The organism is Mycolicibacterium sp. XJ1819 (genome assembly GCF_053483675.1).
The window spans coordinates 202,026-224,281 of record NZ_JBEFST010000003.1 but is presented as its reverse complement, the minus strand read 5'-3'; the positions used below and the strand labels follow the sequence as shown (position 1 = coordinate 224,281).

At 69.0% G+C, this 22,256-nt stretch carries 22 protein-coding genes; 10 read left to right on the top strand and 12 right to left on the bottom strand.

The features are described from left to right. The first annotated feature begins 118 nt into the window (after nucleotides 1-118). Nucleotides 119-484 (top strand): oxidoreductase, encoded by a 366-nt coding sequence (locus ABQE89_RS04620; RefSeq protein ID WP_448414594.1) that lies wholly within the window; start codon nucleotides 119-121, stop codon nucleotides 482-484. Further along, complete coding sequence (locus ABQE89_RS04615) at nucleotides 484-2,241, top strand: SDR family oxidoreductase (protein WP_448414592.1); 1,758 nt, start codon at nucleotides 484-486, stop codon at nucleotides 2,239-2,241. Before ABQE89_RS04620 ends, ABQE89_RS04615 begins: the two co-directional genes overlap by 1 nt. Before the next feature lie 74 nt (nucleotides 2,242-2,315). Here ABQE89_RS04615 and ABQE89_RS04610 read toward each other — a convergent pair whose 3' ends face one another. Both ABQE89_RS04610 and ABQE89_RS04605 read right to left on the bottom strand, forming a co-directional pair. Then, the gene (locus tag ABQE89_RS04610; RefSeq protein WP_448414590.1) at nucleotides 2,316-3,857 is read right to left on the bottom strand and encodes a leucyl aminopeptidase; all 1,542 of its coding nucleotides are present in this window, start codon (nucleotides 3,855-3,857) and stop codon (nucleotides 2,316-2,318) included. An 18-nt stretch (nucleotides 3,858-3,875) separates the two neighbouring features. Next, nucleotides 3,876-4,961 carry an adenylate/guanylate cyclase domain-containing protein gene (locus ABQE89_RS04605; protein WP_448414588.1) on the bottom strand — a complete coding sequence of 362 codons (1,086 nt, stop codon included), beginning with the start codon at nucleotides 4,959-4,961 and terminating at the stop codon, nucleotides 3,876-3,878. A 45-nt stretch (nucleotides 4,962-5,006) separates the two neighbouring features. On the opposite strand from ABQE89_RS04605, the gene gcvT reads away from it, so the two are divergent. Next, nucleotides 5,007-6,101, top strand: coding sequence for a glycine cleavage system aminomethyltransferase GcvT (gcvT, locus tag ABQE89_RS04600; RefSeq protein WP_448414586.1), 1,095 nt, complete (start codon nucleotides 5,007-5,009; stop codon nucleotides 6,099-6,101). Between the two features lie 23 nt (nucleotides 6,102-6,124). Further along, on the top strand, nucleotides 6,125-7,231 hold the full coding sequence (locus ABQE89_RS04595) for a branched-chain amino acid aminotransferase (RefSeq protein ID WP_448414584.1): 1,107 nt from the start codon (nucleotides 6,125-6,127) through the stop codon (nucleotides 7,229-7,231). Here the strand turns inward: ABQE89_RS04595 and ABQE89_RS04590 are convergent. From ABQE89_RS04590 to ABQE89_RS04575, 4 genes are read right to left on the bottom strand one after another with little or no spacing between them, the layout of a single operon-like run. Further along, entirely contained in the window at nucleotides 7,224-7,955 is a 732-nt protein-coding gene (locus ABQE89_RS04590) for an adenosylcobinamide-GDP ribazoletransferase (RefSeq protein ID WP_448414582.1), read from the bottom strand. The two genes, ABQE89_RS04595 and ABQE89_RS04590, sit on opposite strands and share 8 nt — an antisense overlap. Next, entirely contained in the window at nucleotides 7,952-9,007 is a 1,056-nt protein-coding gene (gene cobT, locus ABQE89_RS04585) for a nicotinate-nucleotide--dimethylbenzimidazole phosphoribosyltransferase (RefSeq protein ID WP_448414580.1), read from the bottom strand. Before cobT ends, ABQE89_RS04590 begins: the two co-directional genes overlap by 4 nt. Beyond that, nucleotides 9,004-9,540: a bifunctional adenosylcobinamide kinase/adenosylcobinamide-phosphate guanylyltransferase gene (locus ABQE89_RS04580; RefSeq protein ID WP_448414578.1), complete on the bottom strand. Its 537-nt coding sequence runs from the start codon at nucleotides 9,538-9,540 to the stop codon at nucleotides 9,004-9,006. Before ABQE89_RS04580 ends, cobT begins: the two co-directional genes overlap by 4 nt. Before the next feature lie 6 nt (nucleotides 9,541-9,546). Continuing rightward, on the bottom strand, nucleotides 9,547-10,251 hold the full coding sequence (locus tag ABQE89_RS04575; protein WP_448414576.1) for a DUF3043 domain-containing protein: 705 nt from the start codon (nucleotides 10,249-10,251) through the stop codon (nucleotides 9,547-9,549). Between the two features lie 127 nt (nucleotides 10,252-10,378). Between ABQE89_RS04575 and ABQE89_RS04570 the strand changes: the two genes are divergently transcribed. Continuing rightward, nucleotides 10,379-10,741 carry a HesB/IscA family protein gene (locus ABQE89_RS04570; RefSeq protein WP_448414574.1) on the top strand — a complete coding sequence of 121 codons (363 nt, stop codon included), beginning with the start codon at nucleotides 10,379-10,381 and terminating at the stop codon, nucleotides 10,739-10,741. A 22-nt stretch (nucleotides 10,742-10,763) separates the two neighbouring features. On the opposite strand, the gene ABQE89_RS04565 is transcribed toward ABQE89_RS04570, so the two are convergent. Beyond that, entirely contained in the window at nucleotides 10,764-11,426 is a 663-nt protein-coding gene (locus ABQE89_RS04565; RefSeq protein ID WP_448414572.1) for an Rv0361 family membrane protein, read from the bottom strand. Between the two features lie 134 nt (nucleotides 11,427-11,560). Between ABQE89_RS04565 and ABQE89_RS04560 the strand changes: the two genes are divergently transcribed. Then, on the top strand, nucleotides 11,561-12,538 hold the full coding sequence (locus tag ABQE89_RS04560; RefSeq protein ID WP_448414570.1) for a carbohydrate kinase family protein: 978 nt from the start codon (nucleotides 11,561-11,563) through the stop codon (nucleotides 12,536-12,538). Between the two features lie 13 nt (nucleotides 12,539-12,551). Here ABQE89_RS04560 and asnB read toward each other — a convergent pair whose 3' ends face one another. Beyond that, a complete protein-coding gene (asnB, locus tag ABQE89_RS04555) occupies nucleotides 12,552-14,495 on the bottom strand; it encodes an asparagine synthase (glutamine-hydrolyzing) (protein ID WP_448414568.1) in 1,944 nt (647 codons plus the stop codon). Nucleotides 14,496-14,623: 128 nt separating this feature from the next. Between asnB and ctaC the strand changes: the two genes are divergently transcribed. From ctaC to ABQE89_RS04535, 4 genes are all read left to right on the top strand, one after another. Next, nucleotides 14,624-15,670, top strand: a complete 1,047-nt coding sequence (ctaC, locus tag ABQE89_RS04550; RefSeq protein WP_448414566.1) for an aa3-type cytochrome oxidase subunit II — start codon at nucleotides 14,624-14,626, stop codon at nucleotides 15,668-15,670. Nucleotides 15,671-15,679: 9 nt separating this feature from the next. After that, nucleotides 15,680-16,099: a cytochrome c oxidase subunit 4 gene (locus ABQE89_RS04545; RefSeq protein WP_448414564.1), complete on the top strand. Its 420-nt coding sequence runs from the start codon at nucleotides 15,680-15,682 to the stop codon at nucleotides 16,097-16,099. 171 nt (nucleotides 16,100-16,270) lie between these two features. Beyond that, nucleotides 16,271-17,146, top strand: coding sequence for an MmpS family transport accessory protein (locus tag ABQE89_RS04540; RefSeq protein WP_448414562.1), 876 nt, complete (start codon nucleotides 16,271-16,273; stop codon nucleotides 17,144-17,146). Beyond that, nucleotides 17,146-17,829, top strand: coding sequence for a DUF2561 family protein (locus ABQE89_RS04535; protein ID WP_448414560.1), 684 nt, complete (start codon nucleotides 17,146-17,148; stop codon nucleotides 17,827-17,829). Before ABQE89_RS04540 ends, ABQE89_RS04535 begins: the two co-directional genes overlap by 1 nt. A 38-nt stretch (nucleotides 17,830-17,867) precedes the next feature. Here the strand turns inward: ABQE89_RS04535 and qcrB are convergent, their stop codons facing one another. From qcrB to ctaE, 4 genes are read right to left on the bottom strand one after another with little or no spacing between them, the layout of a single operon-like run. After that, the gene (gene qcrB / locus ABQE89_RS04530; RefSeq protein WP_448414558.1) at nucleotides 17,868-19,574 is read right to left on the bottom strand and encodes a cytochrome bc1 complex cytochrome b subunit; all 1,707 of its coding nucleotides are present in this window, start codon (nucleotides 19,572-19,574) and stop codon (nucleotides 17,868-17,870) included. Beyond that, nucleotides 19,574-20,776, bottom strand: a complete 1,203-nt coding sequence (gene qcrA / locus ABQE89_RS04525) for a cytochrome bc1 complex Rieske iron-sulfur subunit (protein ID WP_448414557.1) — start codon at nucleotides 20,774-20,776, stop codon at nucleotides 19,574-19,576. Before qcrA ends, qcrB begins: the two co-directional genes overlap by 1 nt. Beyond that, nucleotides 20,773-21,579: a cytochrome bc1 complex diheme cytochrome c subunit gene (gene qcrC, locus ABQE89_RS04520; protein ID WP_448414555.1), complete on the bottom strand. Its 807-nt coding sequence runs from the start codon at nucleotides 21,577-21,579 to the stop codon at nucleotides 20,773-20,775. The genes qcrA and qcrC overlap by 4 nt, the downstream gene beginning before the upstream one ends. A gap of 41 nt (nucleotides 21,580-21,620) precedes the next feature. Continuing rightward, on the bottom strand, nucleotides 21,621-22,232 hold the full coding sequence (gene ctaE, locus ABQE89_RS04515; RefSeq protein WP_448414553.1) for an aa3-type cytochrome oxidase subunit III: 612 nt from the start codon (nucleotides 22,230-22,232) through the stop codon (nucleotides 21,621-21,623). Nucleotides 22,233-22,256 lie beyond the last annotated feature (24 nt).

The window sequence follows — 22,256 nt, the reverse complement described above, 5'->3', positions numbered from 1 at the left end:
CAGGTGGTCGAATGCTGGTTCCCATCCTGTCACGTCCGTACACACAGTTCGCCCCAGACCTGCGGACCCGCCGTTCTGGCACTATCGGAAAAGGCAACCGAAGGGAGCTCGGCCCAAAGTGCGACTGTTCGACAAGCTTCGACGTCCGGGGCGGCGCGGTAAGGCAGGCAAAGCCGAGAACACCGACTCCGCGGCGGATCTGCGGTACCTGCGTCAATGGGTCGCCGAGCACGCCGGTGTCGAAGCCTACGTCGAACCGAAAACCACCGTCACCGACGTCACCGTCGTGCTGGTCGCCGCCGACGGCGAGTGGACCCGCCGCCGGGCCGGGGGAGAGGCCGGGGCCCGAAAGCTCTCCGACCGCCTGCGCATCCCCGTCTACGACGTGCAGAAGGTCGGCTATCCGCAACGGATGCGCGACTACGACGAGCGCCGCCGCATCGAACGCAAACGTGCCGCCCGCACCAGACTCGAGGAGGGCTGATGGCCGACGTCGCCGAGCGGTTCGTCGACAGCGGCGACGCGGTCCGCATCGCGGCCTACGAGCAGGGCAACCCCGACGGGCCGACACTGGTGCTCGTTCATGGGTTTCCGAACTCGCATGTGATGTGGGACAGCGTGATCCCGCTGCTGCGACACCGGTTCCGGATCCTGACCTATGACAATCGCGGGGCGGGGGCGTCGTCGGTGCCCAAACCGGTGTCGGCCTACACGATGGCGAGGTTCGCCGACGACTTCCACGCCGTCATCTCCGCGCTGAGCCCGGGGGAGCCGGTGCACGTACTGGCCCACGACTGGGGGTCGGTCGGGGTGTGGGAGTACCTGTCGCGACCCGGCGCCGACGACCGCGTCGCCTCGTTCACCTCGGTGTCCGGGCCCAGCGCCGACCACTACGCCCACGCGATCCGCGACGGACTGCTCCGTCCGTACCGGCCGGTGCGGTTCGCGCGTGCGCTGACCATGGCCGCCCGGTTCAGCTACTGGCTGCCGTTCTCGGTGCCTGCGCTGGCGCCCGCGCTGATGCGCGCCGGCCTGGCCAGGCGGATGCAGCATGTGTTGGCCGGCGACGCCCCGCCGGAACAGATCCACTACCGCGATATCGGCGTCGACGCGGCGAATTCGTTGAAGATCTACCGCGCCAACGCTTTCCGGTCCGCGGCGAAGGTTCGGCCCGACCACGACATCGGCGTCCCGGTGCAGCTGATCGTCAACACCAAGGACGTTTTCATCTCGCCGTACGGGTACGACCTCGAATCACGTTGGGTGCCCAGGTTGTGGCGTCGCGACATCCGCGCGGGCCACTGGTCGCCGTTCTCGCACCCGCAGGTGCTGGCGCGCTCGGTGCTCGAACTCGTCGACTTCCTCGACGGCAAACCCGCTTCACGTGACCTGCTGCGGGCGCAGGTCGGGCGCCCGCGCGACGAGTTCGGCGACACCCTGGTGTCGGTGACCGGTGCGGGCAGCGGCATCGGCCGGGCCACCGCGCTCGAGTTCGCTCGTCGCGGAGCCGAACTGGTGATCAGCGACATCGACGAGGCCGCGGTCAAGGGCACCGCTGCCGAGATCGCCGCGCGCGGCGGCGTGGCGCACGCCTATCCGCTCGATGTGGCCGACGCCGACGCCGTCGAGGACTTCGCAGACCGGATCTGCGGCGAGCACGGCGTGCCCGACATCGTGGTCAACAACGCCGGCGTCGGCCACGCGGGCCTGTTCCTGGACACCCCGCGCGAGGAGTACGACCGGGTGCTGGAGATCAACTTCGGCGGGGTGGTCAACTGCTGCCGCTCGTTCGGGCGCCGCTTGGTCGATCGCGGTACCGGCGGACACATCGTCAACGTGTCGTCGATGGCCGCGTACTCCCCGCAGCAGACGATGAACGCCTACGCCACCAGCAAGGCCGCGGTGTTCATGTTCGGCGACTGCCTGCGCGCCGAGATGGACCAGGCCGGTGTCGGGCTGACCACGGTGTGCCCCGGTCTGATCGACACCAACATCGTGCACACCACCCGGTTCGACGTGCCCGCCAGCCAGCGCGCCCAGGCCGAGGCCCGCCGCGCCCAGCTCGAGAAGCTGTTCGCCCGGCGCAAGTACGGCCCGGACAGGGTGGCCAAGGCCATCGTGTCGGCGGTGCAGAACAACAAGGCGATCGTGCCCGTCGCCCCCGAGGCCCGCCTGGTCTACGGGGTATCGCACCTGCTGCCGCAGGTCATGCGCAGCACCGCGCGTGGCAGCGTGTTCTGATCACCGGGATCGACGAAATGGCGGGGTTCACCCGCACAAATCCGCCCAAGTGTCCGTTTGGGCGTTAGGGGGCGTCAGCCGTTGGCCGCGATGTCCTCCAGGACCGCGAACATCGTGCGCGTCGGCACGCCGGTGCCGCCCTTACCGGTGTAACCCCACGGCCCGTCGGTGTTGTACGCCGGGCCGGCGATGTCGATGTGCGCCCACTGCACCCCGTCCGCGACGAATTCACGCAGATAAGTGCCGGCGACGAGCATGCCCGCGAACCGTGAGCCGCCGACATTGGCCAGGTCGGCGACCGTCGACTTGAGCTCCTCCTTGAGCTCCTCGGGCAGCGGCATCGCCCAGCCGTTCTCGCCGACCTCCTGAGACAGCCGGGCCACGCGGTCGCGGAACTCGTCGCTGCCCATCACCCCGGGGGTGCGGGCGCCCAGCGCCACGACCTGTGCGCCGGTCAGTGTCGACGTCTCGATGAGATAGTCCGGCTGGTCCTCGCAGGCCCGCACGATCGCGTCGGCCAGGATCAGCCGGCCCTCGGCGTCGGTGTTGAGCACCTCGACGGTGGTGCCGCCGTACTGCGTGAGCACGTCCCCGGGCCGCTGCGCGGTCGACGACGGCATGTTCTCGGCCATCGGCACGGTCGCGATCACGTCGATCGGAAGCTTCTGCCGCGCGGCCAGCACCACCGTGGCGATCACCGCCGCCGCCCCGCCCATGTCGGAGGTCATGTGGTGCATGTTGGCCGCGGGCTTGATCGAGATGCCGCCGGTGTCGAACGTGATGCCCTTGCCCACCAGCGCCACCGTCTTGGCGCCGTTCTTGCCGCGGCCCTTGGCGCCGCGGTGGGTCAGCCGCACCAGACGCGGCGGGCGCGCGGATCCCTTGCCGACACCGACCAGGCCGCCATAGCCCTTCTTCTCCAGCGTCTTCTCGTCGAGCACCTCGACCTCCAGGCCGGTGGCTTCGCCCAAAGCCTTTGCCCGCTGGGCGAATTCAGCGGGAAAGAGGTGACTCGGCGGAGTGTTCACGAAGTTGCGTGCGGTGGCCACCGCGGTCGCGATGTCGGCGGCACGCTGTGCGGCGTCCTTCGTCGCGGCCTTGGTGTCCGCGCTCAGCGCGGTGATCGCGCGCAGACCGGCATCCTTGGGCGCGGTCTTGTCGCTGCGGAAGTCGGAGAACCGGTAGGCGCCCAGGATCAGTCCTTCGACCGCGGTGCTCAGGTCGATGTCCGACAGCGTGGTGATCACGGTCTCGGTGCCGTTGAGCGAACGCGCGGCCGCCCCGGCGGCGCGCCGGATGACGTCGGCAGGCCAGGCTTCGCGGTCCTTGCCCAACCCGACCGCGACCACACTGGCCACCGGCAGGGACGGCGCGATCACCCTGGTGACCTGCTCGGCGCCCCCTTTGGCGCCCAGTGCCGCCAGCGCGGACTCGATCTCGCCGACGGCGCCGGCGTCGAGGAACGGGCTGGCGACGACGGTCGCGGTGGCCTGCTCGTCCTGATCGTCCTGGCCGCTGACCACGGCCACGATCAGCACAGCGTCACCGGCGCGTTTGGGCAGCGTTGAGCTGACGGATACGGAAGGTGCCTGATAACCGGCTTTTGCGGGGCTCACGGTCTTTCACCCTAGCCGTCAGCGACGCAGGTGCAGGTCATAGGCCGCCACCGGCGAATCGAAACCCTTGAGTGTCAACGTGTCCTGATCGCCGACCGGCCAGTCCGGCAGCTGGTCGCACACATCGGTGGAGGCGAGCACCTGCCCCGGGGCGGCCGCCGAGACCAGCCGGGCCGCCAGGTTCACCGCGTTGCCGAAGTAGTCACCGCCGATGGCCAGCACCGGTCCGTAGCCCAGGCCGGCGCGGACCTGCAGACCGGCCTGTTTCGCCCGGGGATGTTCGACGAGGTCGACGGCCACCTTCACCAGCAGTTCCGGGGTCGAGGTCACCCACATCACCTCGTCGCCGATGAACTTCACCACCCGCCCGCCGTCGGCGTGCACGAGGTCGGCCACCACGCCGCCGAAGTCGGAGAGCAAATCGAACAACTCGGTCGAGGTGAGCACCTGGGTCAGCGTGGTGAACCCGGTCAGGTCGGCAAAGCCGATTCCGCAGGTGACCACGGCCGACGAGTCGTTGATGACATGCTCGAAATGAGTTCGCGCGCTGATGATGTGGTGACGCCACACGGTGTCGATCAACCCGCTGAAGCGTTGGGTGGTTTCGGCCACCGCGCGGTAGGCGCGCGCGGTGGTCAGTTCGTCGCCGGTGTGGGTCATCTGGATGTCGGGCCGGGCGACGCGCACCATCGTCGAGCCCGCCTCGGCCAGTCTGGCCATCGAATTGCCCAGCACCCGCAGAAAGTTCAGCGCCGCGTCGTCGCCCACCACCGGCTTGATCGCCACCCAGGTGCCCAGGCCGTCGACATCGGCCTGGCTGAGCGCGGGGGTGTGCGGGTCGGGGACCGGCAGCCCCAGCGCCGCCCACGCGTCGGTCACCTCGTCGAGCGGCACGCCGAGTGTCTCGGCGGCGGCGCGCAGGCTGTAGGTCGGCGGGCCCGGCCACTGCAGCACGTCGCCGGCCAGGCCGAACAATCGGCCCCGCCGTTCGGCGTCGACCATCTGCTCGGCGGTGAAGCCCAGACCGTCGAGGTATTCGAGCAGATCGGCACGCCGGTGGGCGTCGGCGATGCCCGCAGCCTGCAGCGCGTCGAGATCGACCACTGCACGAGTGTGGCAGGCCGACACCCCCCACTAGGGTGGTTCGGCGTGAGCAACGTCCAGCATGGCCCCCTCGAGGATCGCCACCGCGAACTCGGCGCGAGTTTCGCCGAGTTCGGCGGCTGGCTGATGCCGGTTTCGTATGCGGGCACAGTCAGCGAACACACCGCCACCCGCACTACCGTCGGCCTGTTCGACGTCAGCCACCTCGGCAAGGCGCTGGTGCGTGGCCCGGGCGCCGCGGCCTACATCAACTCCGCGTTCACCAACGACCTCGACCGGATCGGACCGGGTAAGGCCCAGTACACCCTGTGCTGCACCGAATCCGGAGGCGTGATCGACGACCTGATCGCCTACTACGTCTCCGACGACGAGATCTTCCTGGTGCCCAACGCGGCCAACAACGCCGCCGTCGTCGCGGCGCTGCAGGAGCACGCACCCGACGGGCTGACCATCACCGACGAGCACCGCTCGTATGCCGTGCTCGCGGTGCAGGGCCCCAAATCCGCCGAGGTGCTCGGCGGGCTGGGACTGCCCACCGACATGGACTACATGGGCTATGTCGACGCCGAGTGGGGCGGCGTGCCGGTGCGGGTGTGCCGCACCGGCTACACCGGCGAGCAGGGCTACGAGGTGCTGCCACCGTGGGACCGCGCGCAGGTGGTGTTCGACGCGCTGGTCGACGCGGTGACCGCGGCCGGGGGAGAACTGGCCGGGCTCGGCGCCCGCGACACGCTGCGCACCGAGATGGGCTATCCACTGCACGGCCACGAACTGTCGCTGGAGATCTCCCCGCTGCAGGCGCGCTGCGGCTGGGCCATCGGGTGGAAAAAGGACCAGTTCTGGGGCCGCGATGCGTTGCTGGCCGAGAAGCAGGCCGGGCCCGACCGGGTGGTGCGCGGGCTCAGGGCCGTCGGCCGCGGTGTGCTGCGCGCCGATCTGGCGGTGCGCGACGGTGAGCGCACCGTCGGGGTCACGACGTCGGGAACGTTCTCGCCGACCCTGAAGGTCGGCATCGCGCTGGCGCTGATCGACGCCGCCGCCGACATCGCCGACGGGCAACGCGTCACGGTCGACGTGCGCGGACGCGCGGTCGAATGTGAGGTGGTCAAGCCGCCGTTCGTCGAGCTGAAAACTCGGTAGCGGGGCGGATATACAATCTGTGCATGACTGACGGCCCCCTCGAGTTCACCGTTGAGCGCAACGCGAACCCGGTGAGCGACGAGGTACGGGCGTCGATCCTGTCCGATCCGCCGTTCGGCCAGTTCTACACCGATCACATGGTGTCCATCGACTACCAGGACGGCAAAGGCTGGCACAACGCGCGTGTCATCCCGTACGGGCCCATCGAACTCGATCCGTCGGCGATCGTGTTGCACTACGCCCAAGAGGTTTTCGAGGGGCTCAAGGCCTACCGCTGGGCGGACGGGTCGATCGTGTCGTTTCGGCCCGAAGCCAACGCACGCAGGCTGTGCACGTCGGCGCGGCGGATGGCGATTCCCGAACTGCCCGAAGAGGTGTTCATCGAGTCGCTGCGCCAACTGATCGCCGTCGACGAACCGTGGGTGCCACCGGCGGGCGGGGAGGAGTCGCTGTACCTGCGGCCCTACATCTTCGCCACCGAACCCGGCCTCGGGGTTCGGCCGGCCAACGAATACCGCTACATGGTCATCGCCTCGCCGGCGGGCGCGTATTTCCGGGGCGGGGTCAAACCGGTCAGCGTGTGGTTGTCGACGGAGTACGTGCGGGCCTGCCCGGGTGGAACCGGCGCGGCCAAGTTCGGCGGCAACTACGCGGCATCGCTGCTGGCTCAGGCGCAGGCCATCGACAACGACTGCGACCAGGTGGTGTGGCTGGACGCCGCGGAACGCCGCTTCATCGAAGAGATGGGCGGGATGAACCTGTTCTTCGTGTTCGGCAGCGGCGGGTCGGCGCGGCTGGTGACCCCCGAGCTGAGCGGCTCGATCCTGCCGGGGGTGACGCGAGATTCGTTGCTGCAGCTGGCGACCGACGCCGGGTTCGCCGTCGAGGAACGCAAGATCGACGTCGACGAGTGGCAGAAGAAGGCCGCCGCCGGGGAGATCACCGAGGTGTTCGCCTGCGGCACCGCCGCGGTCATCACGCCGGTCGCCCACGTCAAGCACGCCGACGGCGAGTTCACCATCGCCGACGGCGCGGCGGGCGAGATCACCATGGCGCTGCGCGACACGTTGACCGGTATCCAGCGCGGCACGTTCGCCGACACCCACGGCTGGATGGCGCGGCTCAGCTGACGCCGACCGCCAGGCCGACGGCGGTCAGCGTGGTGGTGATCTCCACCGCGGCGCCCAGCACGTCGCCGGTGATGCCACCGAAGCGGCGCACGCAGTGGCCGACCAGCGCGGCGCCGCACAACAGCGCGACCACCGCGGCCAGTGGACCCTGCCAGGGCCGCGGTATCGCCCACACCGCGGCGGCGGCCACCGCGAGCACCCACACCGCCGCGACGGCGATCGGCTGGGTACCCGCCACCCGCGCGCCGAGCGAACTGCCCGCCGCCGCGGGCACCGACCGCCGGCAGGCCAGCACCGCGGCCACCCGGCCGGCGGTCACCGCGACGACCACACCGAGCGCGCTCAGTTCGGCGAACGCCAACGCCTGCGCCGCCACCACGACCAGCAGCGTCACCACGCCGAACGGTCCCGCGGACCCGTCGCGCATCACCTCGAGCGCGCGTTGCGGCGGCCCGTAGCAGCCCAGCCCGTCGGCGGTGTCGGCCAGGCCGTCGGCGTGCAGACCGCGGGTCGCGACCAGCAGCACGGCCACCGCCAGCAATCCGCCCAGCGGGTGGCCGGGGCCAAATGCCCACGACCCCGCCCACGCCACTGCCGCGGCGACCGCGCCCAGCGCGACACCGACAAGCGGGAACGCGCTCAGCGCGCCGCGGCCCACGGCGCCCGCCGCGCGCACCGGAAGCACGGTGCCGAACGCGAACGCCGCGGCCAACGAGCGGATCATCGCACCTCGGGCGGGCCCGTGATGCCGGCCTCGTCGAACGTCGCCATCGACGCCAGCGTGGCCACCGCGGCGCGCAGGATCGGCAGCGCGACGGCCGCGCCGGTGCCCTCGCCGAGGCGCATCCGCATGTCCACGAGGGGCTCGAGGCCCAACCGTTGTAGCGCCATCTCGTGGGCGGGTTCGGTGGAGCGGTGCCCGGCCTGCCACCACTGCCGCGCACCCGGTGCGAGCCGATCCGCGACCATCGCCGCCGCCGTCACCACCAGCCCGTCCAGCAGCACCGGTGTCCGGCGCACCGCGGCCTGCGCGCAGAAGGCGGCCATCGCGGCCAGATCGGCGCCGCCGCAGACCCGTAGCAGCGCAACGGGATCCGACCAGACCGCGCGAGAACGGTAGAGCGCGTCCCGGACCGCGGCGGTCTTTCGGGCCCAGCCCGCGTCGTCGACCCCGGCACCGCGGCCCACCGCCACGACGGGCTCGGTGTCGGTCATCGCCGCGACCAAAGTCGTTGCCGGCGTGGTGTTTCCGATACCCATGTCGCCGGCGATCAGCAGATCGGCGCCCGAATCGACTTCGTCGTCGGCGATCCGACGGCCCGCGTCGATCGCGGCGGCGACCTGCTCGTCGGTCAGCGCGTCCTGCACGGCGATGTTGCCGCTGCCGCGGCGCACCTTGTGCGCCCCGATCGCCGCGGTGTACGGGTGCTCGGCGTCGACGGCCATGTCGACCACCCGTACGGTCGCGCCCGCGACGTCGGCGAGCACGTTGATCGCTGCGCCGCCGCCGGCGAAGTTCGCGACCATCTGTGCGGTGATCTCCGCCGGATACGCCGACACCCCGGCGGTCGTGACCCCGTGGTCGCCCGCGAACACCACCACCCGCGCCCGCTGGAACTGACGCGGCGGGCAGACCCCCTGACACGCCGCCACCCAGACCCCCAGATCCTCCAGCCTGCCCAGCGACCCCGGCGGTTTGGTCAACCGGTCCTGGCGGGTGCGCGCGGCGGCCGCGGCCTCGGCGTCGGGGGCGACGACGGGCGCGAACCCGGTCACCGCGCGTCCCCCTTGACGACGACCGGTTGTCCTGCGACGACGAGCACCACTCGGTCGCACAGCGCCGCCAGCCGCTGGTTGAGGATGCCCAACTCGTCGGCGAACCGGCGCGCCGAGCGGGTGGCGGGCACCACGGTCAGGCCGACCTCCGGGGAGACCAACGCCAGCGGGGCCCCAAACGACTCGACCGCCCCGAGGAGATCCTCGACGTCGGCGGCGACCGACCCGCCGTCCCACGCGCCGGCCCGGTCCATCACCGCGGTCAGCCAGCCGCCGACATCGTCGACGATGGTGGCCGCGCGGTGATCGGCGCGCAGTTGCGCTGCCACATCGGTGGTCTCGACGGTCGACCAACCGACCGGCCTGCGCGAGCGGTGGGCCTGCACGCGCGCCGCCCAGTCGCTGTCATCGTCGACGGCCGGGCCGGTGGCCAGATAGCACACCGGCTCGGAGGCGCCCACCGCATCGGCGATGGCCGCCTCCGCCCACTGCGACTTGCCCGATCGGATACCGCCGAGGACCAGGGTGCGCACCGGGGTTCAGGCGATCTTTTCGCCGCGGTTCACCATGGGGCGTGGGGCGCGCATCCGGCGCAGCTGCGAGGCGCGGCTGGCGGCGTAGAAGCCCAGCCGCCACCCGGTTTCGACGTTGTCGGGGAACTTGGCGTCGACCAGCCGGTTGACCTTGCGGCCCAGGACGAACCCGTCGATCACCATGATCACGACAAGCAGCAGCATCGCGGGTGAGAGCAGCCGCTGAAGCTGCACCGAGGGCACCGCGAGCATGACGAAGATCAACATCAGGGCCGACGGCATGAACAACCCGAGCACATTGCGGCGCGCGTCGACGACGTCGCGCACGTACCGGCGCACCGGGCCCTTGTCCCGCGGCAGCAGGTAGGCCTCGTCGCCGGCCATCATCTTCTCGCGGCGTTCGGCCATGTCGGCGCGGCGTTCGAGCCTTTCGGCCTTGCGCTCCTCGCGGGTGAGCTTGGTGCGCATCTCCTTGCGGCGGCGGCGCGCCTCGGCGGCCGTCATCGGCGCGGGCGCGACCGGCCCCCGCCTGCGTGCCGCCTGATTGCGCCGAGGCGTCGGCCTGCCCTTGGGCGGGGTGACGCGCGAGCCCTTGACCGCCTGCGTCGCAGCGGTGTCTTCGCCCACATCCTCGGCGGTGTCCCCGGCGGTGTCCTCGTTGGAGGGGTCCGAGGGGCGCCGATTGTCCTTCTTACGGCCCAGCAGGTTCACGCCTGCCAGGTTACTGACGCACCCGCGCGGACCGTCGGGGACCTGTGGAGCAACTCGGGAATAGTGGACAGAGGAGGTACCGTTGTGACAGTACGCCGCACACGATGAGGCCATACAGGGAGACGTAATGACTGTTCAGGAAGACTCGGCCACGGGAACCGCCACGCACGGCGTGATCCTGAGCGATGCCGCCGCCGCCAAGGCCAAGGCGCTGCTCGACCAGGAGGGCCGCGACGACCTGGCGTTGCGCATCGCCGTCCAGCCGGGTGGCTGCGCCGGGCTGCGCTACAACCTCTTCTTCGACGACCGGACCCTCGACGGCGACCTGACCGCCGAGTTCGGCGGCGTCGTGCTGACGGTTGACCGGATGAGCGCGCCGTATGTCCAGGGCGCCACGATCGACTTCGTCGATTCGATCGAGAAGCAAGGCTTCACCATCGACAACCCGCAGGCCACCGGGTCGTGCGCCTGCGGCGACTCGTTCAACTGATTTCGACCCGGCGATCCGGCGGTCAGTACTGGCCGCCGGTCCTGGGCAGATACGAGCAGACCAACACCTCGTCGTCCTCGGTGAGCAACTGAGCGACGGCCTGCTGGTCGCGCGGTCCGGACTGGTCACGGCTGGATCCGCGCGCCGGTGTCGCCCGCATCGTGAACAGCACCTGTGCCTGCCGCGGCGACCACACCACCATCTTGTCGATCGAGGTCACCTCGGCGCCGCGGTACTGCTTGCGGAACGCGTCCGCGGACAGCCCGGCCAGCGCCAGATCCGAGCGGCGCTCCTTGACCGCGTCGAACAGCCCGCACAGGGTGTGGCGGGCCACGGTCTCATCGTCGCCGTTGGTCATCGCGTCCAGGTATTCCTGAATGGCGGCCTTCGCCGATTCCTCGGTCAGCGCGGTCGCGGGGGTGGACGCGCCCTCCGAGCGGGTGAGGACCAACGCGGCGATCAGACCCGCGACCGCCAGCACGGCGACGACACCGACGATCAGCGGCCAGCGCCGCCGCTTCGGGTACTGCACCGGCGGCGGCAGCGTGCCCGGGTAGGCCGAGGCGACGTGGTCGGGATACGGTTCGGCGCCGGGCCGCGGCCCGAACCCCTGGGTGGCGGACGGCGGATAGCTTTGCGGCCCGACCGGTCCAGCGCCGTAATCGGGCGGGTACGGACCAGCCATGGATTTGCTCCCCCGAAATGTGGGTCGATGTACGCCTGTCTACAGTGACCGGGCGGGCACTTGTAGGCAGGTTAGCGCACCGACGACGAGTGCCGTTTGACTAGAGGGACCTATCGAATGAAGGGTGACGTCTTGTGACCATTGCGGTGACCGGATCCATTGCGACCGACCATCTGATGCGTTTTCCGGGCAAGTTCTCGGAGCAGCTGCTGGCCGATCACCTGCAGAAGGTGTCCCTGAGCTTTCTCGTCGACGACCTCGTCGTGCACCGCGGCGGCGTCGCGGGCAACATGGCGTTCGCGATCGGGGTGCTCGGCGGCGACGTGGCGCTGGTCGGCGCGGCGGGTAAGGACTTCGACGACTACCGCGGCTGGCTGAGCAGTCACGGTGTGGACTGCAGTTCGGTGCTGATCTCCGAGTCGGCCTACACCGCGCGCTTCGTCTGCACGACCGACGAGGCGATGGCCCAGATCGCCTCCTTCTACCCCGGGGCGATGTCGGAGGCCCGCAACATCAAGCTCGCCGACCTGGTATCGCGTGCCGGCGCACCAGAACTCGTCATCATCGGCGCCAACGACCCGGATGCGATGTTCAGGCACACCGAGGAGTGCCGCAAGCTGGGTCTGGCCTTCGCGGCCGACCCGTCGCAGCAACTCGCCCGGCTGTCCGGTGAGGAGATCCGCAAGCTGATCGACGGCGCGACGTATCTGTTCACCAACGACTACGAGTGGGATCTGCTGCTGCAGAAGACCGAATGGTCGGAGGCCGAGGTGATGCGCCAGATCGAGATGCGCATCACCACGCTGGGGGAGAAGGGCGTCGACATCGTCAGCCGCAACGGCACTTTCGTCCACGTCGACGTGGTTCCCGAGACCCACAAGGAAGACCCCACCGGTATCGGCGACGCGTTCCGGGCGGGCTTTTTGACCGGCCGCAGCGCGGGCCTGAGCCCGGAGCGCTCGGCGCAACTGGCGTCGATGGTGGCGACGCTGGTGCTCGAAGCGCCCGGTCCGCAGGAATGGACGTGGGACAGGGCCGCCGCGGTGAAGCGGATCGCCGACGCCTACGGCGACGCCACGGGCACCGAGATCTCGCAAGCGCTGGGCGGCTGATCGCGCCGCGCGGCTACAACTGCACGGGGTAGGTCGGTTCGCTGATCTGCGGGGTGATGCTGCGCTCGACGAAGATCGCGTGCCACAGCATGAAGATCAGCACGGTCCACAGCCGGCGGCTGTGATCGCTTGCGCCGTCGCGGTGTTCGTCGAGCATCATCCTCACCGCCGCCAGGTCGATCAAATCGCCGGCCTGTGACGTGGTGACCATGGTGTGCGCCCAGTCCAGCAGTTCGCCGGCGCGCAGCCAGTGCCGGATCGGCACCGGGAAACCCAGCTTGGGCCGGTTCAGCACATGGGCGGGCACAATCGGCTCCAGAGCGCGCCGCAGCGCGAATTTCGTAGTGGCCCTGGTGATCTTCTGCTCCATCGGCAGCCGGGCGGCCACCGCGAACACCTCGGGATCCAAGAACGGCACCCGCAACTCCAGCGAGTTGGCCATCGTCATCTTGTCGGCCTTGACCAGGATGTCACCGCGCAGCCAGGTGAACAGGTCGATGTGCTGCATGCGCGCGACCGGGTCCCACCCCTTCGACGCCGCGTAGATCGGCGCGGTGATGTCGGTGTGTGTCCACTCCGGCCGGAAATCAGCCAGCACCGCGCGCAGTTGATCGTCGGAGAAGCTGCGCGCGTTGCCGTAGTAACGCTCCTCGAGCGTGAGCGACCCACGGTGCAGCAGGCTCTTGCCGCGCATTCCCTCCGGCAGCGGGCGCGAGGCCCGGCCCAGCGACCGCCGCACCGGCCGGGGGAGAAGCTCGAACGGCCGCAGCGACAACGGCTCTCGGTAGATCGTGTAGCCACCGAAGAGCTCGTCGGCGCCCTCGCCGGAGAGCACCACCTTGACGTGTTTGCGGGCCTCACGGGCGATGAAGAACAACGGCACCAGCGCGGGATCGGCGACGGGTTCGTCGAGATACCAGACGATTTCGGGCAGCGCCGCGACGAACTCCTCCTGGCTGACCACCTTGGTCACATGCCTGGCGCCGATCGCCTCGGCCGACGCGACGGCGACGTCGACCTCCGAGAATCCCTCGCGTTCGAACCCGGTGGTGAACGTGATCAGCCGCGGATTGTGGCGCATCGCCAGCGCGGCGATGGCCGTCGAGTCGATACCTCCCGACAGGAACGCGCCGACGGTGACGTCTGCGCGCATGTGCTTGGCGACCGAATCCTCGAGCACCGCGGTGATTTCGTCGTAGCGGGCCTGTTCGGTGTCCGGGGCGAAGGGCACCGCGGCGAAGCGCGGCGTGAAGTAGCGCGTCACCTCCGGCCCTCCGCCGGGCCGCACCCTGGCGTAGCTGCCCGACTCCAGTCGGCGCACCCCGCGGTGCAGCGTCTCCGGCTCCGGGACGTACTGCAGCACCGTGTAGTGCTGCACGGCGCGTTCGTCGATGCCCAGGTCGATGCCGATGGTCTCGGCGAGCGCCAGCAGACACTTCTTCTCGCTGCCCACCGCGGTGCCGCCCGGCCCGGTGGCCATGTAGAGCGGTTTGATGCCGAACGGGTCACGCGCACAGAACAGCTCGCCCGCCACGGTGTCCCACAGCGCGAACGCGAACATGCCCCGCAGCCGCGCCAGCGCGTCGGTGCCCCAATGGTGGTAGGCGGCGACGATCGCCTCACCGTCGCCGTCGGTGGCGAACTGCGCACCGAAATCGGCGCGCAACTCGTCGCGCAGTTCCAGGTAGTTGTAGATCTCGCCGTTGAACACCAGCACGTAGCGGTCGGGGGACTCTGGCGGTCCCCAGCGCAGCGGTTGGTGGCTGTGCGCGATGTCGATGATCGACAGTCGGTTGAACCCGAACAGCACGGTGGGGCGCGCCGGGTCGTCCGACCACGTGCCCGGCTCGTCGGGCCCGCGGTGGCGCATCAGGTGCGAGGCCGCCGAAACCTCGTCAACCAGCGCAGATGCACTGTTCGCGGACGAGTCACACACCAGGGCCAGCAGTCCGCACACGGCGCCAGTATGCCTAATACCGAGGTGTGTCGAGACCGGTACCCGGGCGTGGTCTACGCTGCGTAGTATTCGCTTCTGAGGACTGACCGCACCGCGGTCGAGTGCTACTGACTTCTAGGAGGCTCCACGTGACACCTCGCCGGCTGAAGGCGGTGGCGCGAGCGGCGTCATTGTCAGTCGTCCTGGGTGGCGCGGCGTTGCTGCTCAGCGGGTGTAGCTGGTCGGAGGTGCTGGGCCTCGGCTGGCCCAACGGCATCACGCCCGAAGCCCACCTCAACCGTGAACTGTGGATCGGTTCGGTGATCGCCTCGCTCGTCGTCGGCGCGATCGTGTGGGGCCTGATCTTCTGGACGTCGGCCTTCCACCGCAAGAAGAAGGGCGACACCGAGCTGCCGCGCCAGTTCGGCTACAACATGCCGCTGGAGCTGGTGCTCACGGTGATCCCGTTCCTGATCATCTCGGTGCTGTTCTACTTCACCGTGGTCGTGCAGGAGCGGATGCTGCACAAGGATTCCGACCCCGAGGTCGTCATCGACGTGACCGCCTTCCAGTGGAACTGGAAGTTCGGCTACCAGTCGGTGAACTTCCGCGACGGCACCTTCGACTACGACGGCGCGGACCCCGAGCGCAAGGAGGCCGTGGCGTCCGGTCCGGAGGGCACCGAGGGCCCGCACGGCGGCGAGTACGGCGCCATTCACGGCATGAACCCCGAGGACCGCAGCTACCTGAACTACAACAAGATCGAGACGCTGGGCACCTCCAACGAGATCCCGGTCCTGGTGCTGCCCGTCGGTAAGCGCGTCGAGTTCCAGCTCGCCTCGGCCGATGTGGCGCACGCGTTCTGGGTGCCGGAGTTCCTGTTCAAGCGGGACGTGTATCCGAACCCGGAGGCCAACAACTCCGACCACATCTTCCAGATCAGCGAGATCAACCAGACCGGCGCCTTCGTCGGCCGGTGCGCGGAGCTGTGCGGCACCTACCACGCGATGATGAACTTCGAGGTGCGCGTCGTCGAGCCCAACGACTTCAAGGCGTACATGGACCAGCGCATCGCCGGTCAGACCAACGCCGAGGCGCTGAAGGCCATCGACCAGCCGCCGCTTGCCGTGACCACGCATCCGTTCGACACGCGCCGGGGCGAGCTGGCACCACAGCAAGCCCAGGCCAGCAAGTAGGGACACCACATGCATATCGAAGCCCGGCTGTTCGAGTTCCTCACCGCGTTCTTCATCCTGGCGGCGATCGTCTACGCCGTGCTGTCGTCGATGTTCCAGTACGGCGGCGTGGAATGGGCGGGCACGACCGCGCTGGTGCTGACCGCGGGCCTGACCCTGATCACCGGCACGTTCTTCCGGTTCGTGGCTCGGCGCCTGGACACCCGGCCGGAGGACTACGAGGACGCCGAGATCAGCGACGGCGCCGGCGAGCTGGGCTTCTTCAGCCCGCACAGCTGGTGGCCGATCCTGGTCGCGCTGGCCTTCTCGATCGGTGCCGTGGGCATCGCGCTGTGGTTGCCGTGGCTGATCGTGGCGGGCATCTGCTTCGTGATCGCCGCCGTGGCCGGCCTGACGTTCGAGTACTACATCGGCCCCGAAAAGCACTGACCCCGCCGCCGCCCGCCGGTGCGTGGCAAGGTCACAATCGGGCCATCACTTCGTCGGCGCAACCGCGCTGCGCGCGTCATCTCCGGACCCGGTTGGGTAGTGTTGCCGAGGCACGGTCAGCCGCTTACCGGCCTGTCGCGCCGGTTGAGTAGTCGAGAAGGATAGGCGTAAATGAGCGGGCCGAACCCCCCGGAGAACGAAGGGTCCGAAATCGGCGGTCAGGACGCCGGCGACCAACCGACTTCTGAACAGCCCGGCCGGGATCCGGGTGAGGCGGGCGCGGCGCAGACCGGCCAGACCGACATCTATTCGCAGGCGTACTCCGCGCCGGAGTCCGAGCATTTCAGCAGCGGACCGTACGTGCCCGCGGACTCGGCGCTCTACGACTACGACAGCTACGAGCAGACCGAGGTGGTCGAGGAGCCGACCCCGCCGCGCTGGCCCTGGGTGGTGGGCGTGGCGGCCATTCTCGCCGCGGTCGCGCTCGTGGTCTCGGTGTCGGTCCTGGTCACCCGCACCGACACCGACAACCTGGCGGTCCCGTCGACGACCACCAGCACCGTGCCGCCGGTGCAGGACGAGATCACCACGACGACGCCACCGCCACCACCACCGCCACCGCCCCCTCCGACCGAGGAGCCGCCGCCACCACCTCCGGAGACGGTCACCGTCACCCAGGAGCCGCCGCCGCCCCCGCCACCGGCCGAGGAACCGCCGCCGCCACCACCGGAGACCTCCGAAGCGCCGCCGCCGACCACCACGACGACGCGCGCGGGTCCACGTCAGGTCACCTACTCGGTGACGGGAACCAAGGCACCGGGAGACATCATCACCGTCACCTACACCGACGCATCAGGGCGCAGCCGAACCCAACGCAACGTCTACATCCCGTGGTCGTTGACGGTGACGCCGATCTCGCAGTCCGAGGTGGGCTCCGTGCAGGCGTCGAGCCTGTTTCTGGTCAGCCAGCTGAACTGCACGATCACCACCAGCGACGGCACAGTGCTGTCGTCGAACACCAACAACGCCGCGCAGACGGTCTGCTGATGGCCTACCAACCTGACAGTGGGCGCCGTTCGCCGCTGAGCGCGGGTCTGGATCCCGCCGAACTCGATCGTGTCGACCGCATCCTGCTGGGCTCGTGCGGGGGCATCTGGCTGGCCGCGCTGGGCACCGGGGTGGCCGCCACGGTGGCCCTCGTCGACCTCGGCCGCGGCCACGCCGAGGCCGCGGGGGACTCCGGCACACCGTGGCTGCTGTACAGCGTCATCGGGATCTCCGCGGTGGTGATCGTCGGCGCCGTGCCGCTACTGCTGCGGGCCCGCCGCGAGGCCACCCAGGAGGAGCCGCCGCCGCGGCCCGCCGAGCGGCCGCAGGCCTCGCCCGCGGCCAGGGGCGGGGAGGCGCCCACCGAGAAACTGCGCGTGACCGGGGCGTCCGTGGGCCGGCTCAGCGGTGGGCCCGGCTACTCCGCCCCGTGGGCCCACAGTCCCTCGCTGCCGGCGTCTCTGGTGGCCGCCGTTGACCAGATATGGCTGCGCTGCGCGGTGGTGATCATCTCGGCGATGGGCATCGCCATGGTCGCCATCGGGATCGCCACCTATCTGAGCGCGATCGGCAGCAATGCCGCGGGGTGGGTGTTCTATGTGCTGGCCGGCCTCGTCGCGGTGGCCATGCCCGCCGTGCCGTGGTTCTACCTCAACGAACTGCGCGCCCTACTCGACGAGTAGGGCGCGCAGGCTGGTTGTGAGTGATCAGCCGGTGGCGATCAGTGCTGCCCCTTGCCGGACTCACCGTTGGTCGCGGCCTCGCCGTTAGGCGACTCCTCCTGGCGTTCCCGCAACACGGCGAGCGCCTTGCGCTCCGCGCGGTGGGCCGCCTCGGTGATCGCCTCGTGCTCGGACAGCGGATCGGCGGACAGGAAGCTGCCGGTGCCCGGTGCACCCGAGAACCCGAGCTTGTTCATCCGCTTCGGCACGGCAGCGCCCTGGTACTCCAGCGGCACCGGGTGTCCGTGCTCGTCGACCGGGCCGAGGGGCTGGTGCACCTCGACGTAGGCGCCGTGCGGCAGCCGCTTGATGATGCCGGTCTCGATTCCGTGCTCGAGCACCGCGCGGTCGCTGCGCTGCAGGCTGACCGCCCACCGGTAGGCCACGTAGTACACGATCGCGGGCAGCACCACCATGCCGATGCGGCCGATCCACGTCGTCGCGTTCAGCGAGATGTGGAACTTCAGCGCGATGATGTCGTTCATCGCGCACAGCGTCAGCAGCATGTAGAACGCGATCGCAGCCGCACCGACCGCGGTGCGCACCGGCACATCGCGGGGCCGCTGCAGCAGGTTGTGATGCGCGTTGTCGCCGGAGAGCCTCTTCTCGATCCACGGGTAGATGATCAGCAGCACGAAGATCAGGCCCATGATCACCGCCACCCACACCGATGCCGGGATCGTGTAGTTGCCGATGTAGAACTCCCACGCGGGCCAGATTCGGGCCAGGCCCTCCGTCCACATCATGTAGAAGTCCGGCTGACTGCCCGCCGACACCATGGATGGCTTGTAGGGCCCCAGATTCCACACCGGGTTGATCGTCATCAACCCACCCATCAGGCCGAGGACGCCGGTGGTCATCGCGAAGAACGCGCCCGACTTCACCGCGAACACCGGCATGACCCGCACGCCGACGACGTTGGACTCGGTGCGGCCGGGGCCGGGGAACTGGGTGTGCTTCTGGAACCACACCAGCGCCAGGTGCAGACCGATCAGCGCCAGCATGATGCCCGGAATCAACAGGATGTGCAGCGCATACATTCGCGGCACCCAGAAGCCGTCCTGCGAACACATGTATCCGACACCGCCACAGGGGAAGTCGCCGCCGAACAGCGCCCAGTGCAACCACGTTCCGATCACCGGCATGCCCAGCGTGATCGACGACAGCGCCGCCCGCAGGCCGATGCCCGAGAGCAGGTCGTCGGGCAGCGAGTAACCGAAATAGCCCTCGAACATCGCCAGGATCAGCAGCAGCGCGCCGATCACCCAGTTGGCCTCGCGGGGGCGCCGGAACGCGCCGGTGAAGAAGATGCGCGCGAGGTGCACCATGATCGCCGCGGCGAAAAGTAGTGCGGCCCAGTGGTGTACCTGGCGGACGAACAACCCGCCGCGCACTTCGAAGCTGATGTCCAGCGTCGACTCGTAGGCCTTCGACATCTGGATGCCGCGCAGCGGTTGGTAGACCCCGTTGTAGGTCACCTCGGCCATCGACGGGTCGAAGAACAGGGTCAGGTACACGCCGGTGATCAGCAGGATGATGAAGCTGTAGAGGGCTATCTCACCCAGCAGGAACGACCAGTGCGTCGGAAACACCTTGTTCAGCTGCCGCCGCACCGCCGCCGAGGGGTGGTAGCGCGAATCGATGTCGTTGCCCTGCTTGGCGGCGATCTCGTTGATGCTCGGCGGTTTCGGCAATGTCGGACTCATTATGCTTTCCGTTCCCAAAAGGCCGGACCAACGGGTTCGATGAAGTCTCCGTTGGCCACCAGATACCCGTCCTGGTCGATGGTGATGGGCAGCTGCGCCAGCGCCCGCGCGGCGGGGCCGAATATGGGTGCGGCGAAGCGCAACGCGTCAAACTGGGATTGGTGACACGGGCACAGGATGCGGTTGGTCTGCTGCTCGAACAGCGAGGCCGGGCAGCCCAGGTGCGAGCACACCTTCGTGTAAGCGAACAGCTCACCGAAGTTGAAGCTCTCCTGACCCTTTCGCTTGATGACCTTGGGCATGTCGGTGGCCCGCAGCCGGATCAGCATCACGGGGTTGCGCACGCCCATCGAGATCTCGGCCAGGCGGTGGTGCGACTCGGGAGTGGTGCCGTCACCGTCGGACTCCCGCCACGGGAACACCGTCTCCATCCCGCCGGCGTCGATGTCCTCCGGACGCATCTTGATGAACGGGGACTCGCCGGGCCTGCCGGTGGCGCGGGCCAGATAGATCGTCTCGCCCTCGTAGCGCGGGGTCCACCCCGACGTCCACAGCACCGCCTTCTTGCCTTCGGCGGTCTGCACGACCGGCTTCCACGGGTTCTTGATCAGCCCGCCCAGGAATGCCACCAGGGTGCCGACCCCGAACGCGCCGAGCCCGATGCCCAGCGAGAGGCCGACGAGCTTGCGGCGCTTGATCGTCGAGCCCTCGAGCGCGTCGGCGAGGTTGGCCACCACCGTCTTGCGGTGGATCTCGGGGGAGGCGCCGTCGTGGCGTTCCTGGATCGAGATCTCCGAGGGGATGAACTTCTTCTGGTACAGCACCGCGCCGATGCCGATCGCCAGGATGGAGAGCCCGAACGTCAGCCCGTACAGCGGAGTGGCCAGCGTGTAGAGGAATTCACCCTCGGAGCCCGCCGGCTGCCACTCCCACGGCCAGAACGCGAACACCAGCAGCAGCGCCAGACCAGCCAGGCCGCCCAGCATCAGCCAGTAGGCCACCTGGCGTTCGGAGCGCTTCTCGGCGCGGGTGCCGGGGACCGGCCAGCGGTCCTCCTTGTAGACGGTCTCGACGCCGTCGATCTTGCCGCCGAGTTCCACCAACTCCTCACGCGACATCGCCGCGAGTTCGGCGTCGCTGGGCTGGCCGGGGACGCCGGCGTGGCCCGGGACGTCCGTGCCCTTCGGGGTGCTCTCAGTCACGCTCGTGCTCCGATCCACAGGGCCGCACCGATGACGGCGACCATGCCGATGATCCACGCCGCCATGCCTTCTGAGGCGGGACCGAATCCGCCCAGGCCGTAGCCGCCGTAGCTGGGGGTCTCGGCCGAGTGACGGACGTAGGTGACGATGTCGCGCTTCTCCTCCGGCGTCAGCTGACGGTCGGAGAACTTCGGCATGTTCTGCGGACCGGTCAGCATCGCGGTGTAGATCTCCGCCGGGGTGGCGGTCCCCAGATCCGGGGCGTACTTGCCCGAGGACAGCGCCCCGCCCTTGCCGGTGAAGTTGTGGCAGGACGCGCAGTTCAACCGGAACAGGTCACCGCCGCGCGCGATGTCGTCACCGAGCAGCGAGTCCTGGGCGACCTGACCGTTCTCGTCGCGGGGGACGACGGGTCCGCCGCCGTTGGCCTGCACGTAGGCGCCGAGCGCGTCGATCTGTTCCGGGTCGTAGAACGCCGGCTTCTGCGGGGCCTGAGCCTCACCGCGCATGGCGGGCATGCGGCCGGTGGAGACCTGGAAGTAGACGGACGCCTCGCCCACCCCGATCAGGCTGGGGCCGCGGTCGGCCACACCCTGCAGGTTGACGCCGTGGCAGGTGACACATGACGTGTCGAACAACTGCTTGCCGGTGCGCAGCAGCGCCGACTGTGACTCATCGGCGACCGCCACCTGGGGCGTGGGCGTCAGAGTGGCGGCCAGACCACCGGCGACGGCCAGCCCGAGCAGCAGCAGTAGAGCCCCTGAAATGCGCCGGCGCAGCCGGCGGCGGGACTTGTCGGTCATCGAACCCCTTTTCAACGGACGCATCGGCTTCGGCTAGCCGATCAGCGGACGAAGTAGATCGTGGCGAACAGTGCGATCCACACGATGTCGACGAAATGCCAGTAATAGGAGACGACAATCGCGGCGGTGGCTTGAGCCGGAGTGAACTTACTCATCGTGGTTCGCGCGAGCAACAGAACGAACGCGACGAGACCACCGATGACGTGCAGGCCGTGAAAACCGGTGGCCAAGTAGAACACCGAGCCGTACGCGCTGCTGGAGATCGTCGTGCCGTGCTGCACCAGATGCAGGTATTCGTAGCCCTGGCCGAGCACGAAGAACGTGCCCATCAGCAGGGTGATGAAGTACCAGCGTCGCAGCCCGAACACGTCGCCCTTCTCAGCGGCGAAAACGCCCATCTGACAGGTGAACGACGACGCGATCAGCACCAGCGTGACCGGAACCGCCTGGGCCAGGTTGAGCTCGGTGGGTGGCGGCGGCCAAACACCCCCGGCTTGGGAACGTGCCGTGAAGTACATTGCGAACAACCCAGCAAAGAACATCAGCTCACTGGAAAGCCACACTATGGTGCCGACACTCACCATGTTGGGTCGGTTCAGCGAATGTACTCGCGACGTGATTGCAGTTCCCGACGTACCTACAGCGCTCGTCACATGAGCAAGTATGACGCTTTGTAG

Excerpts from the sequence above, each read along its gene's own strand:
- ABQE89_RS04590 (WP_448414582.1), bottom strand. The coding sequence starts at position 7,955 with ATGATCCGCTCGTTGGCCGCGGCGTTCGCGTTCGGCACCGTGCTTCCG.
- ABQE89_RS04615 (WP_448414592.1), top strand. The coding sequence starts at position 484 with ATGGCCGACGTCGCCGAGCGGTTCGTCGACAGCGGCGACGCGGTCCGC.
- qcrB (WP_448414558.1), bottom strand. The coding sequence starts at position 19,574 with ATGAGTCCGACATTGCCGAAACCGCCGAGCATCAACGAGATCGCCGCC.
- qcrC (WP_448414555.1), bottom strand. The coding sequence starts at position 21,579 with ATGACCGACAAGTCCCGCCGCCGGCTGCGCCGGCGCATTTCAGGGGCT.
- ABQE89_RS04565 (WP_448414572.1), bottom strand. The coding sequence starts at position 11,426 with ATGGCTGGTCCGTACCCGCCCGATTACGGCGCTGGACCGGTCGGGCCG.
- ABQE89_RS04595 (WP_448414584.1), top strand. The coding sequence starts at position 6,125 with ATGACTGACGGCCCCCTCGAGTTCACCGTTGAGCGCAACGCGAACCCG.
- ABQE89_RS04535 (WP_448414560.1), top strand. The coding sequence starts at position 17,146 with ATGGCCTACCAACCTGACAGTGGGCGCCGTTCGCCGCTGAGCGCGGGT.
- ABQE89_RS04540 (WP_448414562.1), top strand. The coding sequence starts at position 16,271 with ATGAGCGGGCCGAACCCCCCGGAGAACGAAGGGTCCGAAATCGGCGGT.
- ABQE89_RS04545 (WP_448414564.1), top strand. The coding sequence starts at position 15,680 with ATGCATATCGAAGCCCGGCTGTTCGAGTTCCTCACCGCGTTCTTCATC.
- ABQE89_RS04570 (WP_448414574.1), top strand. The coding sequence starts at position 10,379 with ATGACTGTTCAGGAAGACTCGGCCACGGGAACCGCCACGCACGGCGTG.